Origin of the sequence: Enterococcus sp. AZ078 (genome assembly GCF_051714985.1) — a bacterium.
Taxonomy (GTDB): Bacteria; Bacillota; Bacilli; order Lactobacillales; family Enterococcaceae; genus Enterococcus_B; species Enterococcus_B hirae.
The window spans coordinates 2074557-2089465 of the sequence record NZ_JBIOSW010000001.1 but is presented as its reverse complement, the minus strand read 5'-3'; the positions used below and the strand labels follow the sequence as shown (position 1 = coordinate 2089465).

Genomic DNA, 14909 nt, shown 5'->3' with positions numbered 1-14909 from the left:
CATGGCAAAAGAGTTACTTTTAGAAATCGGGTTGGAAGAAATGCCTGCCCATGTAGTTACACCAAGCATGAAACAACTGGAACAAAAAACAGCAAAGTTTTTAGATGAACACCAATTGTCTTATGATACAATCGAAACTTTTTCAACGCCAAGACGTTTAGCGATCAAAGTAACCAATATCCCAGAACGTCAAGCAGATAGCGAAGAAGAATTAAAGGGTCCGGCTAAAAAAATCGCATTGGATTCAGATGGAAATTGGACGAAAGCCGCAGAAGGGTTTGTACGTGGTCAAGGTTTGACGACTGACGATATTACCTTTAAAGAGCTGAAGGGTGTAGAGTATGTGTACGTAACCAAATATACACATGGACAACCAGCGAAAGAAGTATTGACTGGACTTGCAGATGTCATCAAAAGTTTGACATTTCCTGTTACGATGCATTGGGCAAATTTTGACTTTGAATATATTCGTCCTATTCATTGGATTGTTGCTTTACTAGATGATGAAGTGATTCCTTTCGAGATTTTAGATGTTACAACAGATCGCACATCACGTGGTCATCGTTTCTTAGGAGAAACAGTTCGTTTCGCTCATGCCAATGAGTATGAAGAAAAATTACAAGAACAATTCGTGATAGCTGCGCCACATAAAAGAAAAGAAATGATTGTCCAACAAGCAACAGAATTAGCAGAGAAAAACCATTGGACGATCGATTTAGACGAAAAGTTATTAGAAGAAGTGAATAATTTAGTCGAATATCCCACAGTTTTTGCTGGCGATTTTGAAGAAAAATATCTGTCTGTCCCTGAGGAAGTATTGGTTACTTCAATGAAGGAGCACCAACGTTATTTTGAAGTAAGAAATGACCAAGGATTACTCTTGCCACATTTTATTTCTGCTCGAAATGGGGATCGTGTCAAACTAGAAAACGTGATCCGTGGAAATCAAAAAGTATTGACTGCTCGTTTAGAAGATGCAGAGTTTTTCTACAATGAAGATAAAAAGATTGAAATCGATACTTTTGTTGATAAATTAAAATCAGTGACTTTCCATGAAAAAATTGGAAGCATCTACGAAAAAATGCAACGAGTACAAGTTATTGCTCGTATTTTAGGTAAATCTGTCGGCTTATCACCAGAAGAGTTAACGGATTTACAACGTGCTGCTGAAATCTATAAATTTGATTTAGTGACCAACATGGTAGGTGAGTTTCCAGAGCTTCAAGGGATCATGGGTGAAAAATATGCGCGATTACACGGCGAAACATCAGCTGTAGCAACAGCTATCAAGGAACACTATCTGCCAATTTCAAGTGAAGGTGACTTACCAGAAACCAAAATTGGTGCAGTATTAGCGATTGCAGACAAATTAGATAGTATCTTCTCTTTCTTTACAGTTGGAATGATCCCAAGTGGGTCAAATGATCCGTATGCTCTTCGTCGTCAAGCGTATGGGATTGTCCGCATCATCGAAGCAAAAAATTGGGCATTTCCATTGGTTCGTTTACAACGTGAAATCGACCAGGCAATCAATGAAGATCAAGAACGTTTTGGCGTCCAGTTATCGGATGGACAACAGGCAGTCATTGATTTTATCAAAGGACGTTTCCGTCAGTTACTAACTACAAAACAAATCCGACACGATGTGATTGATGCAGTTTTAAATGCAAAACAAAGCGATTTGACAAAAGTTTTTGCAGCAGCTCAACTGTTTAAAGAACGTTTAGATGAGGAAGAGTTTAAGCCATCGATGGAAGCATTGACTCGAGTGGTTAATTTAGCGAAGAAAGCGCAAGAAACAACGACAACAGAGATTAATCCTGCGTTATTTGAAAATGAAGCTGAAACAGCACTTTATCAAGCGGTAGCAGAAATGAAAAAACAATTTGGTACACAAACGCTGAAAGAAGATTATGATCAACTTGTTGCTTTACGTCCATTGATCGAAACGTATTTTGACCAAACCATGGTCATGGTAGACGATCCTGCTGTCCGTAACAATCGTTTGGCACAGCTGAAACAAATTGCTGAAATGGCACTATCAATAGCAAGCTTAGATCAGATTATCACTAAATAAATCAGGTAGCCCTTTGCCAACTTGATTTGAAACAAGCGTTATGACAAGTCTAGCTCTGAGATATAAGCCGAAGCATCCGAAAATAGTTTCTTCTATTTTTAAATGCTTCGGCTTATTTTTTGACTGATTACCGAAGTGCAGATCTTTGAACGCCGTCGATAAGATTGTGAAAGTACCAGAGTGGATGCTTTCATAGCAATTACTCATCTTAGTATAAAAAGTAAGCTTAAGGTCTTAATACCTCAGACTCTTTTTATGTAGTGTATATCGTTTTTATTCATGCTATCTAGCAATAAACGACTTATCTTTCACGAATCAGAACAATATGACATTTTTTGGTAAAAAGAGAACAATCGGTTAGTGCTATTGAGTGAAATGCATAGTTTTTGTTATTTTTAAATCATCCTTTATTTAAAAATGAAAGTTAGGTATAATTAATATAGAAAAATTGTTATTCATAACAAGAAAAGCTTGTTATGAATGGGATAATAGTAAATAGGATCTCAGGTAGAAATTCTTTACTTGTCTAATGAAATTAGCAAATTTCCCGTGATTTGGAAGCGATTAGATAAAGTAACGATTTATTTTTTTGGGAATAAAAAGTTTTTAAAACGATGGGATCCAGTATCTTACTCTAGATGATAATAATTATCATCTGAATGATAAACTAAAAATTTTTTTAGAAATCGATGTCATTTTATTATCTAAGTATATTCATAGGATGGAAGTCTCACGAAGCTTCACTGAAATGAGTATATTTTATGAGAACAAGTAACATCAGCAGGATGTCATGTGTTAAAAGAAAAATGAATCTAGGAAAGTAACAGGAAAGTGGAGAGAAATGGAAGATACAATTAGTATAAAAGAGATCATCGGAGTATTTCGTAAGCGTTTGTTGACCTTATTTATTTCAACGTTAGTTGGTTTGGCGGTAGCAAGTTTCGTTACATTCTTTATTTTAACACCCAAGTTTAGTTCACAAGCCCAATTGATTGTCACGTTGCCTCAGTCAAATATTACGAATGTCAATGATGTGAATACGAATTTACAAATGATTAACACCTACAAAGATATGATCATTAGTGACTTAGTTTTAAGTGAAGTGAAAGATCAATTAGAAACGCAAGATCAGCTAGCAATGACGGTTGGAGAAATCAAACAAGCAATCACAGTGAATCAATCCGAAAATTCACAAATGTTTTCTATCCAAGCGATTAGTTCGATTCCAGATAATGCTCAGAAAATTGCGAATACCACAGCTGAGGTGTTTCAAACGAAAGCAAAAGATGTGATGAATGTCGATAAAATATCGATCATTTCTGAAGCGGTTGCGGACGGAACATCGGTGTCACCAAATAAAAAAATAAATATTGCCCTTGGCCTTATTTTAGGTCTGATGATTGGCATGGGGATAGCTCTGTTATTGGAATTGTTCGACCAGACTGTGAAAGATGAAAAATATCTTTCGGAGGTCATAGGGTTTCCAATTTTAGGGACGGTACCAGAAATGACTGCCAAAGATTTCAATAGAAATGACAAAAACAATAACGCACCGGTGACAATAAACGATGAAACTGGTGAACAAGCGAGAGCTTCTCGTAGAGCTCGTTCGAGAGTGTAGGAGGGAAAACATGCGACGTGTCATAAAACAAAAAGAAACACTACTTCAACCGATTCGTTTGATTACTTTAACTAATCCTTCATCAGCAGCGGCTGAGCACTACCGAACGATTCGAACCAATATCCAATTTGTTTCAATCAATGATCAACAAGTCAAAACGATCGTGGTCACGTCATCTGGACCAGGTGAAGGGAAATCGACCACGGCTGCAAATCTGGCTGTTGTCTTTGCAAAAGCTGGTCAGAAAGTGTTATTAGTTGATGCTGACATGCGAAAACCAGTTATTTACAAAGCATTTCAAATAAATAATCATTATGGGTTAAGTAATCTACTCAGTTCAACTGAAACGATCAGTAAAGGGATCCAAAAAACGACAATCAAGGAATTATCAGTATTACCAAGTGGACCGATTCCTCCTAATCCATCAGAGCTGTTAAGCTCGAAAAGAATGGATCAGCTAATGGTAGAAGCAAGTCAGCTCTATGATATCGTGATGTTTGATTTGCCGCCGATTGTAACTGTGACAGATGCTCAAATCTTGTCATCAAAGGCAGATGGTACGCTTCTGGTAGTACGTGAAAAGACTTCACGAAAAGAAGCAGTTGTGAAAGCCAAAAAATTATTAGAGATGGCTCAGGCAAAGGTACTGGGAATTGTTTATAACGGAGTCGAACAAAGCAAAGATACAAGTTATTATTATGAATGATAAAGAGGAGGTAAAGGGAATGATCGATTTACATTGTCATCTATTACCAGCAGTTGACGATGGTGCGCAAAACCTGGAAGAAAGCCTGGCAATGGCTGAAAAAGCGGTTGAACAAGGGATTACTCATATTTTATGTACACCGCACCATAACAATGGCAAGTATTGTAATCAAAAGAAAAAAGTCATTCCCCTAGTCGCCACTTTACAAAAAGAGCTGGATAAAAGAAATTTACCGTTGGTGTTATTAGAAGGTCAAGAAGTTCGTATTACTGGAGAATTGCTTGAAGCGCTTCACCGAGATGAACTTCTTTTTACAGATTTAAATGATACTTATCTGTTGATTGAATTTCCTACATTAGAAGTACCGTTATATGCAAAGAACCTTTTTTTTGAACTGTTGAAACTAGGAAAAATACCAGTAATCGTGCATCCTGAGCGTAATACTTATTTTGCAAAAGATCCGAATCGTTTGTTGCCTTATCTAGAAATGGGGTGTTTGACACAGTTGACAGCGCCAAGTTATCTGGGGCGCTTTGGCAAAGAAATCCAAAAAACAGCAAAAAAAATGGTCAAGTACAATCTTGTACAAATGGTTGCTTCGGATGCTCACGGTGTTGAGCGACGCTCTTTTTATTTAAAAGAATGTTATGAACAAATCGCTAAAGACTTCAATAACGAAAAAGTTGAGCAAATGAAACAAGTCGCCAAAGATTTAATCAATGGGGAGCAGATTCATTATCCAACTTATCAAGCGATAAAAAAGAAGAAGTTTGGGTTATTTTAGGGGGAGTAAAGGTGTTTGAAGTCACAAGAAAAAGAAAGATTGCTATTTTGATAGGAGTTGATAGCTTATTGTTGTTTTTGGCAAACATTGCTACAATTAGATTCATGAAGCCATTCGCAGAAGTATCAACGGATTTTATGTTCATCTCTACAGGCGTTTCAATAGGTTTCTATTTGTTTTATGGGAGTTTATTTAAAGTCTTTACAAGGATCAATCGCTATATGAATTTAGAAGAAATCAGGGCGATTTTTGTTTCTTTGTCGATCACTATGATTTCAAATCTTTTTGTCTTGTTTTTTATCAATCATCAGTATATGTTACGTCTAACGATCTTTACCTATATTTTGTCTTTGCTTTTAATCATGGGAAGCCGTCTGGAGTGGCGTCTTTACATTGAGAAAAAGCAGACAAAGCTACAACCTAGAGCCACTGCCAAGAAGACAATCATCGTAGGCGCTGGTGAAGGCGGTAGAATTTTGGCAAATATCTTACTTGGATCAAAAACAGCAAGTGACACCTATGTCATTGGTTTTGTTGATGATGATCCTAATAAGCAAAATACATATCTTTCAGGAAAAAAAGTGATCGGTATGATCAAAGACCTCCCTGCACTAATCAAGAAACATGATGTACAAATCGTTACCATCGCCATTCCTTCCTTATCCAAAACAAAAATCAGGAATATCTTTCAAATGGTAGAATCCTTGCATGTCAAAGTAAACACGATGCCTTCAATGGAAGAAATCGCTTCTGGAAAAGTCAGTGTCACAAAATTAAAAAAAATTGACGTAGTTGATTTACTAGAAAGAGATGAAGTTGAATTGGACATTGAATCGATCAAAGGTCATTTGACAGGGAAAACCATTCTTGTGACTGGTGCGGGTGGCTCGATCGGCTCAGAGATTTGTCGGCAGATTATCCAGTTTTCCCCAGCACAATTATTACTAGTAGGACATGGGGAAAATTCGATTTATTTGATCGATCGGGAACTCCGCATGAATCGGCAAAATCAGCAGACAAAAATCGTCCCGCTCATTGCAGATATTCAAGATCGTGACAAAATCAATGAGATCATGCAAAACTATCGCCCAGATATCGTTTATCATGCTGCAGCACATAAGCATGTTCCTCTCATGGAAGTAAATCCCAAAGAAGCAGTAAAAAATAATATTCTTGGAACAAAAAATGTTGCGGAAGCAGCCAAGCAAGCGAAAGTCAAAAATTTTGTGATGGTCTCAACAGATAAAGCGAATCATCCACCTAATGTGATGGGAGCGACAAAGCGGATTGCAGAAATGATTGTAACAGGATTGAACGAAAAAAATGGAACAACATTTTCCGCTGTTCGCTTTGGAAATGTATTAGGTTCACGAGGAAGTGTGATTCCTGTCTTTCGTGAACAAATTGCGCAAGGTGGACCAGTCACGATTACTGATTTTCGGATGACACGTTACTTTATGACAATTCCTGAAGCAAGTCGATTGGTCATTCAATCAGGAGTCTTGGCGAAAGGTGGAGAGATTTTTATTTTAGATATGGGTGAACCAGTCAAAATCGTCAACCTTGCCAAAAATATGATTCGCCTGAGTGGCTATCGTGAAGACGAAATTGAGATTCTTGAAACGGGTATCCGTCCTGGGGAAAAACTATATGAAGAACTACTGTTGGATAAAGAGAGAAACGATGAAGCTGTCTATGAAAAAATTTTTGTCGGAAACATCAAAGGTTATTCAAATCAAAAAGTGATGGATTTTATCCGTCATTTGCCAAAAGATGAGAAACAATTAGCAAGAGAAGTGATTCGTTTTGCCAATGCTTCTAATCAATAGAAACTAGCTGTTTTAAGCTGAACGTACTATTAGTAAAGTAGTAAAATCATTGCTTTATGTGCTGGATTATACGATTCCTGCGATCAAAAATTGCATAGGGATACGTTATTCAAATCACATGTAAAAAAACGTTTGACCATCAAAAAAAGAAACGAGAGGAGAAAGCGAGTGGATGCAATAATAGTAGGAGCAGGTGGGTTTGGTAAAGAAATTGCTTTTTTGCTCCAACAACAAAATGAGTATCAGTGGGTCGGTTTTGTCGATGATCGTAAAAGTGAGCAAAGCGATGTTCTAGGAAAACCTGTGATTGGCAAAATTGCTGACTTGCTTCAAGTCAAAACACCAATGGCAGTTTTTCTTGGGATTGCGGCTCCGACGGTCAAAGAAAACATCTATGAACAGTTACGACAAAACCCTCACTTGCTTTTTCCAAATTTGTTTGCCCCTAGCGCATTGATTGGCTTAAATGTTCAACTGGGCATTGGGAACATATTGATGCCTTACACGACCTATACTGCAGATATTTCAATCGGTGACTTCAATATGATCAATATTGGTTCAACAATCGGTCATGACTCCATTATAGGTAGTTACAATGCCATTTTTCCTAATGTCAATATTTCGGGAGCAGTCACTTTAGGAGATAAAAATGAACTGGGTGTCGGTACAAAGATTATTCAAGAACGTTCGATTGGTGATGGTAACATTATTGGGGCTGGCAGTGTTGTCATCAGAGATATCCCTCATCATTCAAAATGGGTGGGGGTACCAGCAAAGATAATTGAAAGGTGGAGTTGATGTGAGAAAAAAGCGAATATTATTAGCTTCGCCCCATATGAGTGAAGCAGGCTATGAACAAGCGTTTGTCAAAGAAGCCTTTGATACGAACTGGATTGCCCCTTTAGGTGCCAATGTCGATGGTTTTGAGCAAGAACTGGCAGATCATGTGGGAGCCAAGCATGTTGCTGCGCTTTCTTCAGGTACGGCAGCGATTCATTTAGCATTAAAGGCAGCAGGTGTCACGAAAGGAGATCAAGTGATTTGTCAATCCTTGACTTTTGCAGCTACGGTCAACCCGATTCTTTATCAAGGAGCCGTCCCAATCTTTGTGGATAGTGATGCCGAAACTTGGAATATGAGTCCTGTCCATTTACGCGCAGCTTTAGAAAAATATCCAAAAGCGAAAGCGGTGATCGTCGTTCACTTATATGGATTAGCTGCAAACTTAGCTGAAATCATGCAGATCTGTCAAGAATATCAAGTGACGTTGATTGAAGATGCTGCCGAATCATTAGGAACGACTTACCAAGGTAAATATACAGGAACGTTTGGAGACTATGGGATTTATTCCTTCAATGGAAATAAGATCATCACAACTTCAGGTGGGGGAGCATTAATCTCTGACGATCAATCAAAAATCGAAAAAGTCAAATTTTGGGCCACTCAATCTCGTGAAAATGAACGTTATTATCAACATTTAGAAATCGGTTATAACTATCGTATGAGCAATATATTAGCAGGAATCGGGCGTGGTCAATTAAAAGTATTAAATGAAAGAATCCAAAAGAAGCGTGCCATCTATCAATTTTATCAAGAAGAATTGTCCGAGTTTCCTAATATACAATTTATGCCGGAAAACTCTTGGAACGAACCTAACTATTGGTTGAGTGTCATTCGTTTAGAAGGAATAGATCCATCTTATTTGATTGAAGAATTGGAAAAAGAACAGATCGAAGCACGTCCTGTCTGGAAACCGATGCACTTACAGCCTGTTTTTGACTCTTTTGATTTTATTGGCGGCGAAGTTGCAGAATCGCTTTTTTCTTCTGGAGTTTGTCTTCCCTCAGATACTAAAATGACGGATGAAGAGTTAAATAGAGTCGTTGCAACGATCAAGCGAGTGATGCGTTATGAGTAAACCAACCTTTTATCGACTTTTTGGAAAGCGTGCGTTCGATCTTTTTTTCTCAGGTCTTTTATTGCTTTTGCTTGCACCACTGATGCTCATACTTGCAGGGTGTGTGCGATTAAAATTAGGTTCACCGATTATTTTTAAGCAAACAAGACCAGGGAAGAATGAACAATTATTTTTTATGTACAAGTTTCGCACGATGACAGACGAGAAAGATCAACATGGCGCGTATCTTCCAGATGAAGTTCGTCTAACAAAATTCGGCAAACTACTTAGAGCGACTAGCCTTGACGAGCTGCCAGAGCTTTGGAATATCTTTAAAGGCGAAATGTCTTTTGTTGGTCCTCGTCCATTATTGGTAGAATATTTGACACTTTATAATGAAGAGCAACGAAAACGCCACAACATTCGCCCAGGTTTGACCGGATTGGCCCAAGTCAGTGGTAGAAATGCGATCAGTTGGGAAGAAAAGTTTACGTATGATTGTTTGTACGTTGAAAGTTATTCGTTTGGCAAAGATGTTTGGATCTTGTTACAAACAGTCCTTAAAGTGTTCAAACAAGAAGGGATTAGCTCAAATTTTGGACCAACAAGTGAAAAATTTGAAGGGAATGAACCATACTGAAAATTTTATATGTGACGACGATCTCCAATACACTCAATGCTTTTTTAATCCCGCATATTGATCAACTAATCAAAAATGGACATGAAGTGAGTGTGGCATGTGCGCTTGAACAACCGTTGGCATCTTATTTTTCTGATAAAAAAATACCTGTGTTTCAAATACCATTCAATAGGAATCCATTAGCTAAAAGCAATCTTTTAGCCTATAAGAAAATCAAACAGCTGATCAAAGAAGAGAATATCGATATCGTACATACGCATACGCCAGTTGCTTCGATGGTGACAAGACTTGCTTGTAAGCGGATCAATATTCCTATCTACTATACGGCACATGGGTTTCACTTTTATCAAGGAGCCCCAATGCTTAATTGGTTCGTCTATTACCCAGTTGAAAAATACTTATCTCGTTATACAAGTAAGCTTATTACCATTAATCAGGAAGATTATTTGCTTGCTTCACAAAAATTTAAAGCAACACAAACTCATTTGATTCAGGGGGTTGGAATCCAAGTCGAAAAGTTCGAGAAAACCTTGGTTGATAAACGGCTAAAAAGTAAGGTACTTTCACTAGCTCAGCCAACAACCAAAGTACTCCTTTCAGTCGGTGAATTAAATAAAAACAAAAACCACGAACTGGTGATTCATGCACTCGCTTCATTTAAAGATCAAGATTTCCACTATTTTATTTGTGGAACGGGGCCTTTGAAACAAACGCTGGAACAAAAAATTAAATTTTTAGGTTTGGAAAAGAAAGTCAGTTTACTCGGATATCGTAAGGATATTATTGAGATCATGAAAATGAGTGATCTATTTCTCTTTCCTTCTTTAAGAGAAGGATTGCCCGTATCGATCATGGAGGCTATGAGCGTTGGTTTACCGGTAGTTGCTTCAAATATACGAGGCAATAAAGATCTGATCTATGATGAGAACACAGGAAAATTGTTTGATGTCAAAGAGTCAGAAGAACTAGTGAATATTCTTCAAGATTTTTTTGCTGGAACGTTACCTGTTACAAAATATTCCGAGAACGCTGCTGCTCATATCCAACAATTCAGCGAAAATGTAATCCTCAATCAAGTAGCAGAACTTTATGAAACTTTATAACTAAAGGAATTTCACAAAATAAAAAAAGCACTTAAACAGGGAAAATGAGGTGAAAAGCTCTTAACCTCAAGAATGTTTTGATTATTTGTAAGAGTGACTGACGAAATGAGCCTGGGTTCAAAGGAAAAGTAAATGGCTTTGTTTTTTTAGAAGAATGATAAAGCGAATGAAACGAAGAACGACCAATAACGTTCCAGTTTGTGTTTTTTATGTTAATAAAACTAATTATAGAGGTGAAACCAATTGAACGTATCAATTTTCGGCCTAGGCTATGTAGGGCTAGCCAATGCGTTATTACTTAGCCAGCATGAGAATGTCAAAGCTTATGACATCGTAGCAGAAAAGATCGAACGACTACAAAAGAAGGAGTCACCAATTGAAGACCGTGAAGTACATAATTTTCTTCAAAGAGAAGACCTAGCAATCGAATTTATTAAGGATTTCCGAGAAGCGGTTCTTTTTGGTGATTATTTGATTATTGCCACACCCACTGATTACGATGAAAAGAAAAATTATTTTAATACCTCATCGATTGAGAGCATCATTGAACAAGCTCTCGCCATTCGTCCAGAAGCAAAATTTATCATTAAGTCCACGGTACCAGTAGGGTATACGGCCGAATTAAAGAAAAAATATCAAACAGAAAATATTGTTTTTTCACCAGAATTTTTACGTGAAGGTAAAGCATTGTACGATAATCTTTATCCTTCCCGCATTGTTGTAGGAGAATGTTCAGATAGAGGGACAGAGATTGCGAATATGTTCAAAAAGAATACGCAAGCAGATAATGTCCCAGTTTTATTGACTCATTCAACAGAAGCGGAAGCAATCAAGTTATTCTCAAATACGTATCTGGCGTTGCGTGTGGCTTACTTCAATGAATTGGATAGTTATGCGGAGATACGAGGCTTAAATACGAAACAAATCATTGAAGGCGTCGGACTGGACCCACGTATCGGCTCTCATTACAATAATCCATCATTTGGTTATGGAGGGTATTGTTTGCCAAAAGATACGAAACAGTTGAAAGCAAATTATACCGATGTGCCTAACAATCTTATCCAAGCGATCGTTGAAGCAAATACAACCAGAAAAGATTTTATTGCAGAACAAATTTTAGCCCAAAAGCCTAAGACTGTGGGAATCTATCGGTTAACGATGAAAGCCGATTCAGACAATTTCCGTTATTCATCGATTCAAGGAGTCATGAAACGAATCCAGGAACAAGGAGTTTCGGTGGTTGTCTATGAGCCAACGTTACCTGTTGAAGAATTTCATCATGCGCCTGTCGTTTCGGATCTTGCGCGATTCAAACAACTATCGGATGTGATCGTCTCAAATCGGATGGACCATCAATTAAAAGATGTGATCGAAAAAGTCTATACGAGAGATATTTTTAGACGGGATGAATAAATGAAAAATATAGCCAAAAATTTTTTTTATCAGAGCTTGTTTCAACTGACGAAAATCATTCTTCCGATTATTACCATTCCAATCGTTTCTAATGCTTTAGGGCCAAGTGGGATCGGTCTTTATAATTATACGTTTTCAATTGTCCAATATTTTGTTTTGTTTGCGGGGCTAGGGGTAACGATGTACGGGAACCGGGAAATAACTTTGACTTACAACCGTAAGAAAGAAGCGTTATCAGAAGTTTTTTGGGAAATTCTGCTTTTTAAGGCATTAGCGAGCTTAATTGTCATAGTCGCTTACTTTATTGTTGCCTCTTTATTAAATAATCGTTCGTATTTGTTTGTCCAATCCTTGGCGATTTTTGCTGTATTATTTGACGTATCTTGGTTTTTTATGGGAATTGAAGATTTTAAGAAAACTAGTATAGCTAATTTAGTAGTCCAACTAGTCACGTTTTTTCTCATTCTTTTCTTGATTAAAAACGAAGACGACACGTTAAAATATACCTTGATTCAAGGACTAGGTTTAGTTTGTTCACAAGTGAGTGTCTGGTTCTTTATTCCTAAATACATTCATTTGACGAAAGTTGATTTAAAGAAAAGTCTTAGTCATTTAAAGGGCTCTTTTGATTATTTTATTCCTCAAATTGCAATCATGTTGTATACCAATTTGAATAAGACCCTTTTAGGTTTCACATTAGGAAGTGTTGCAGTGGGCTATTTTACCAATTCTCTGCAATTGAATACCGTATTCATCACGATCATAACTACCTTAGACATCGTCTTACTTCCCCATATGACAAGTTTTTTTGCAAAAAAAAATATGGAGAAAATCGTTCGCACGATGGAAAAAACGATTCATTTACAATTGTTTTTTTCGATTCCAATCATGTTTGGGATGTTGACAGTTTATGACAAGCTCGTTCCTTGGTTTTTTGGCGAAAAATTTAGCTACATCACTCAAATTATTCCTTATTTTACGGTTTTGATTGTGATCGTTCCTTTAGGCATGGCGATTTCTAGACAATATCTAATGCCAATCGGTCAGGTTAAAGAGTATAATCGTTCAGTAATCATTGGAGCTATCATCAATCTTGTGGCAAATCTTATACTATTGCCGTCTATTGGCTTTTTGGGCGTCGTATTTTCAACTATTCTCGCCGAAAGTTTTGTTACAGTTGTAAGAACAAGAGCTTTTCTGAAACAGACGACGTTTACCTTTTCTCTCAGAAAAATCGGGATATTTATAATTGCTGGATTGATCATGTGTTTGATCACCAGGTTTTTAACAGGTCATTTAACGAGTAATATCCGAACCAATCTGATCCAATTCGTCATTGCTTGTCCGATCTATCTCGCAATCACAACGATAACGAAAGTCAATCCACTAGTTGATTTATTGAGGATCAAAAAGAAAATCTAATGATGACAAACAACAGGTCAAAGACCTTGAAAGTGGTTGCTGCTAGTGAAAAGAAAAATGTTTACACTGATTTTCATTCAATCCGAACCATTGATTCGGCAATATAGCGAAGAATAGTCAATGATCAGAGGACAAAATAAAAAAGGAGGAGAGGCGTTCTCTCTTCCTTTTTTATTTTAGCTATTTTGAGAAATAAACGAAATGCTTAGTTATTTCCGTTTTTGTTGTTTTCCAGCGTTACGACCTGTTTGGTTTTTAGGTGCTTTGACTTGTTTCTTCACTGGTTGTTCGCTATCCGCAGGTGTCACGTCTTTACGAGGTGTTACGACTTGCTTCGGTGGATTTTGTTTTAACTCTTCTGCCACTTGAGCTTTTAATTTAGGCTTCATGATGACATTTGTAATGAAGGTTTGCAAACAACTAAAGATACCACCAACTACCCAATAAAGTGTGACTCCAGCTGGCGCACTGATCGACATGAAGACGATCATCGCAGGCGAAACGATAAGCATCGTACGCATTGTTTTCTTTTGTTCTTCAGGGATACCGATTGTTGAAATATATCCTTGAAGTAAATAAGCAGCACCAGCAATCGCAACTAATACAAAACTAGGGTGTCCTAAGTCGATCCCATAGAAAGAGGATTCACGAATGCCTTCTGTATAACGAGCTGTGAAATAAAGGGCTGAAAAGATCGGCATTTGGATCAAGAGAGGCAAGCAGCCAATCCCGCCAGTCATACTTAACCCATTTTCACGATAAACTTGTTGCATTTCAGCTTGTGCAGCCATTTGTTCTTCACGAGTAGTCGCCGTTTTTAGTTTTTGTTGAGCGGCTTCGACTTGCGGCTTCAATGCTTGCATTTTTTCAGATTGGATCATTGTCTTTTTCGATTGACTAATACCTAATGGCAAAATGATGATACGAACGATGACTGTCATTAAAATAACAGCCCAACCATAGGACCAGTTGAAGTTCTCCACTAAATATGTAATCGCTTGTCCCATTGGATGGACTAATACTCGGTACACGATACCTGATGTGTCAGGGTTACCATTTGAATCCAGACGAACACAACCAGATAAGAAAAGCATGACTGTGACAAGGCCAGAACCCAATACCCAATTTTTCCATTTATTCATAAAATACTTCCTCTTTTATAATTTTTACACAAAATTAACTATACTAAAAAAGCACACACAATTCAATCTACTTTATAGAAAATTCATAGATTCCTACCTATATGGTCTTAAAAAAATAAAAAAGTTATTTGTCAAACCACAAAAAGGAAAGGGAGAAAAGCCATCGGTTAAACAGAAGCAAAAACGATCAAACGAGTGAGGGACGATTAGAAGAGAGAAGGCACGTTGTTTCTTTAAAAAAGTCCTTTATCGTCAAACTTTCTTAAAGTCATGTG

The 14909-nt window shown here is 37.4% G+C and carries 12 protein-coding genes; 11 read left to right on the top strand and 1 reads right to left on the bottom strand.

The window, feature by feature from the left end; translation table 11 throughout:
• Position 1: 1 nt before the first annotated feature.
• The 11 genes from glyS (at position 2) to IGJ18_RS09710 (ending at position 13492) form a co-directional block, all read left to right on the top strand.
• Complete coding sequence (gene glyS / locus IGJ18_RS09760) at positions 2-2077, top strand: glycine--tRNA ligase subunit beta (RefSeq protein WP_096708865.1); 2076 nt, start codon at positions 2-4, stop codon at positions 2075-2077.
• An 841-nt stretch (positions 2078-2918) separates the two neighbouring features.
• Positions 2919-3698 carry a YveK family protein gene (locus IGJ18_RS09755; protein ID WP_438843279.1) on the top strand — a complete coding sequence of 260 codons (780 nt, stop codon included), beginning with the start codon at positions 2919-2921 and terminating at the stop codon, positions 3696-3698.
• Between the two features lie 10 nt (positions 3699-3708).
• A complete protein-coding gene (locus IGJ18_RS09750) occupies positions 3709-4404 on the top strand; it encodes a CpsD/CapB family tyrosine-protein kinase (protein WP_438843278.1) in 696 nt (231 codons plus the stop codon).
• Between the two features lie 19 nt (positions 4405-4423).
• Positions 4424-5188 (top strand): tyrosine-protein phosphatase, encoded by a 765-nt coding sequence (locus tag IGJ18_RS09745; RefSeq protein ID WP_438843277.1) that lies wholly within the window; start codon positions 4424-4426, stop codon positions 5186-5188.
• An 11-nt stretch (positions 5189-5199) separates the two neighbouring features.
• On the top strand, positions 5200-7017 hold the full coding sequence (locus IGJ18_RS09740; protein WP_438843276.1) for a polysaccharide biosynthesis protein: 1818 nt from the start codon (positions 5200-5202) through the stop codon (positions 7015-7017).
• A gap of 168 nt (positions 7018-7185) precedes the next feature.
• Positions 7186-7815, top strand: a complete 630-nt coding sequence (locus IGJ18_RS09735) for an acetyltransferase (RefSeq protein ID WP_010718516.1) — start codon at positions 7186-7188, stop codon at positions 7813-7815.
• A 1-nt stretch (position 7816) separates the two neighbouring features.
• A complete protein-coding gene (locus IGJ18_RS09730; RefSeq protein ID WP_053766592.1) occupies positions 7817-8935 on the top strand; it encodes a DegT/DnrJ/EryC1/StrS family aminotransferase in 1119 nt (372 codons plus the stop codon).
• The gene (locus IGJ18_RS09725; protein ID WP_096710097.1) at positions 8928-9554 is read left to right on the top strand and encodes a sugar transferase; all 627 of its coding nucleotides are present in this window, start codon (positions 8928-8930) and stop codon (positions 9552-9554) included. The genes IGJ18_RS09730 and IGJ18_RS09725 overlap by 8 nt, the downstream gene beginning before the upstream one ends.
• Positions 9555-9565: 11 nt before the next feature.
• A complete protein-coding gene (locus IGJ18_RS09720) occupies positions 9566-10657 on the top strand; it encodes a glycosyltransferase family 4 protein (protein WP_438843275.1) in 1092 nt (363 codons plus the stop codon).
• A 243-nt stretch (positions 10658-10900) separates the two neighbouring features.
• On the top strand, positions 10901-12070 hold the full coding sequence (locus IGJ18_RS09715) for a nucleotide sugar dehydrogenase (protein WP_063627376.1): 1170 nt from the start codon (positions 10901-10903) through the stop codon (positions 12068-12070).
• Entirely contained in the window at positions 12071-13492 is a 1422-nt protein-coding gene (locus IGJ18_RS09710) for an oligosaccharide flippase family protein (protein WP_096710099.1), read from the top strand.
• A 209-nt stretch (positions 13493-13701) separates the two neighbouring features.
• On the opposite strand, the gene yidC is transcribed toward IGJ18_RS09710, so the two are convergent.
• Positions 13702-14634, bottom strand: coding sequence for a membrane protein insertase YidC (gene yidC / locus IGJ18_RS09705; RefSeq protein ID WP_010718510.1), 933 nt, complete (start codon positions 14632-14634; stop codon positions 13702-13704).
• Between the last annotated feature and the right edge of the window lie 275 nt (positions 14635-14909).

Bases quoted from the DNA above. Each gene is read 5' to 3' on its own strand.
- IGJ18_RS09745 (WP_438843277.1), top strand. From the start codon at position 4,424: ATGATCGATTTACATTGTCATCTATTACCAGCAGTTGACGATGGTGCG.
- IGJ18_RS09750 (WP_438843278.1), top strand. From the start codon at position 3,709: ATGCGACGTGTCATAAAACAAAAAGAAACACTACTTCAACCGATTCGT.
- IGJ18_RS09710 (WP_096710099.1), top strand. From the start codon at position 12,071: ATGAAAAATATAGCCAAAAATTTTTTTTATCAGAGCTTGTTTCAACTG.
- glyS (WP_096708865.1), top strand. From the start codon at position 2: ATGGCAAAAGAGTTACTTTTAGAAATCGGGTTGGAAGAAATGCCTGCC.
- yidC (WP_010718510.1), bottom strand. From the start codon at position 14,634: ATGAATAAATGGAAAAATTGGGTATTGGGTTCTGGCCTTGTCACAGTC.
- IGJ18_RS09725 (WP_096710097.1), top strand. From the start codon at position 8,928: ATGAGTAAACCAACCTTTTATCGACTTTTTGGAAAGCGTGCGTTCGAT.
- IGJ18_RS09755 (WP_438843279.1), top strand. From the start codon at position 2,919: ATGGAAGATACAATTAGTATAAAAGAGATCATCGGAGTATTTCGTAAG.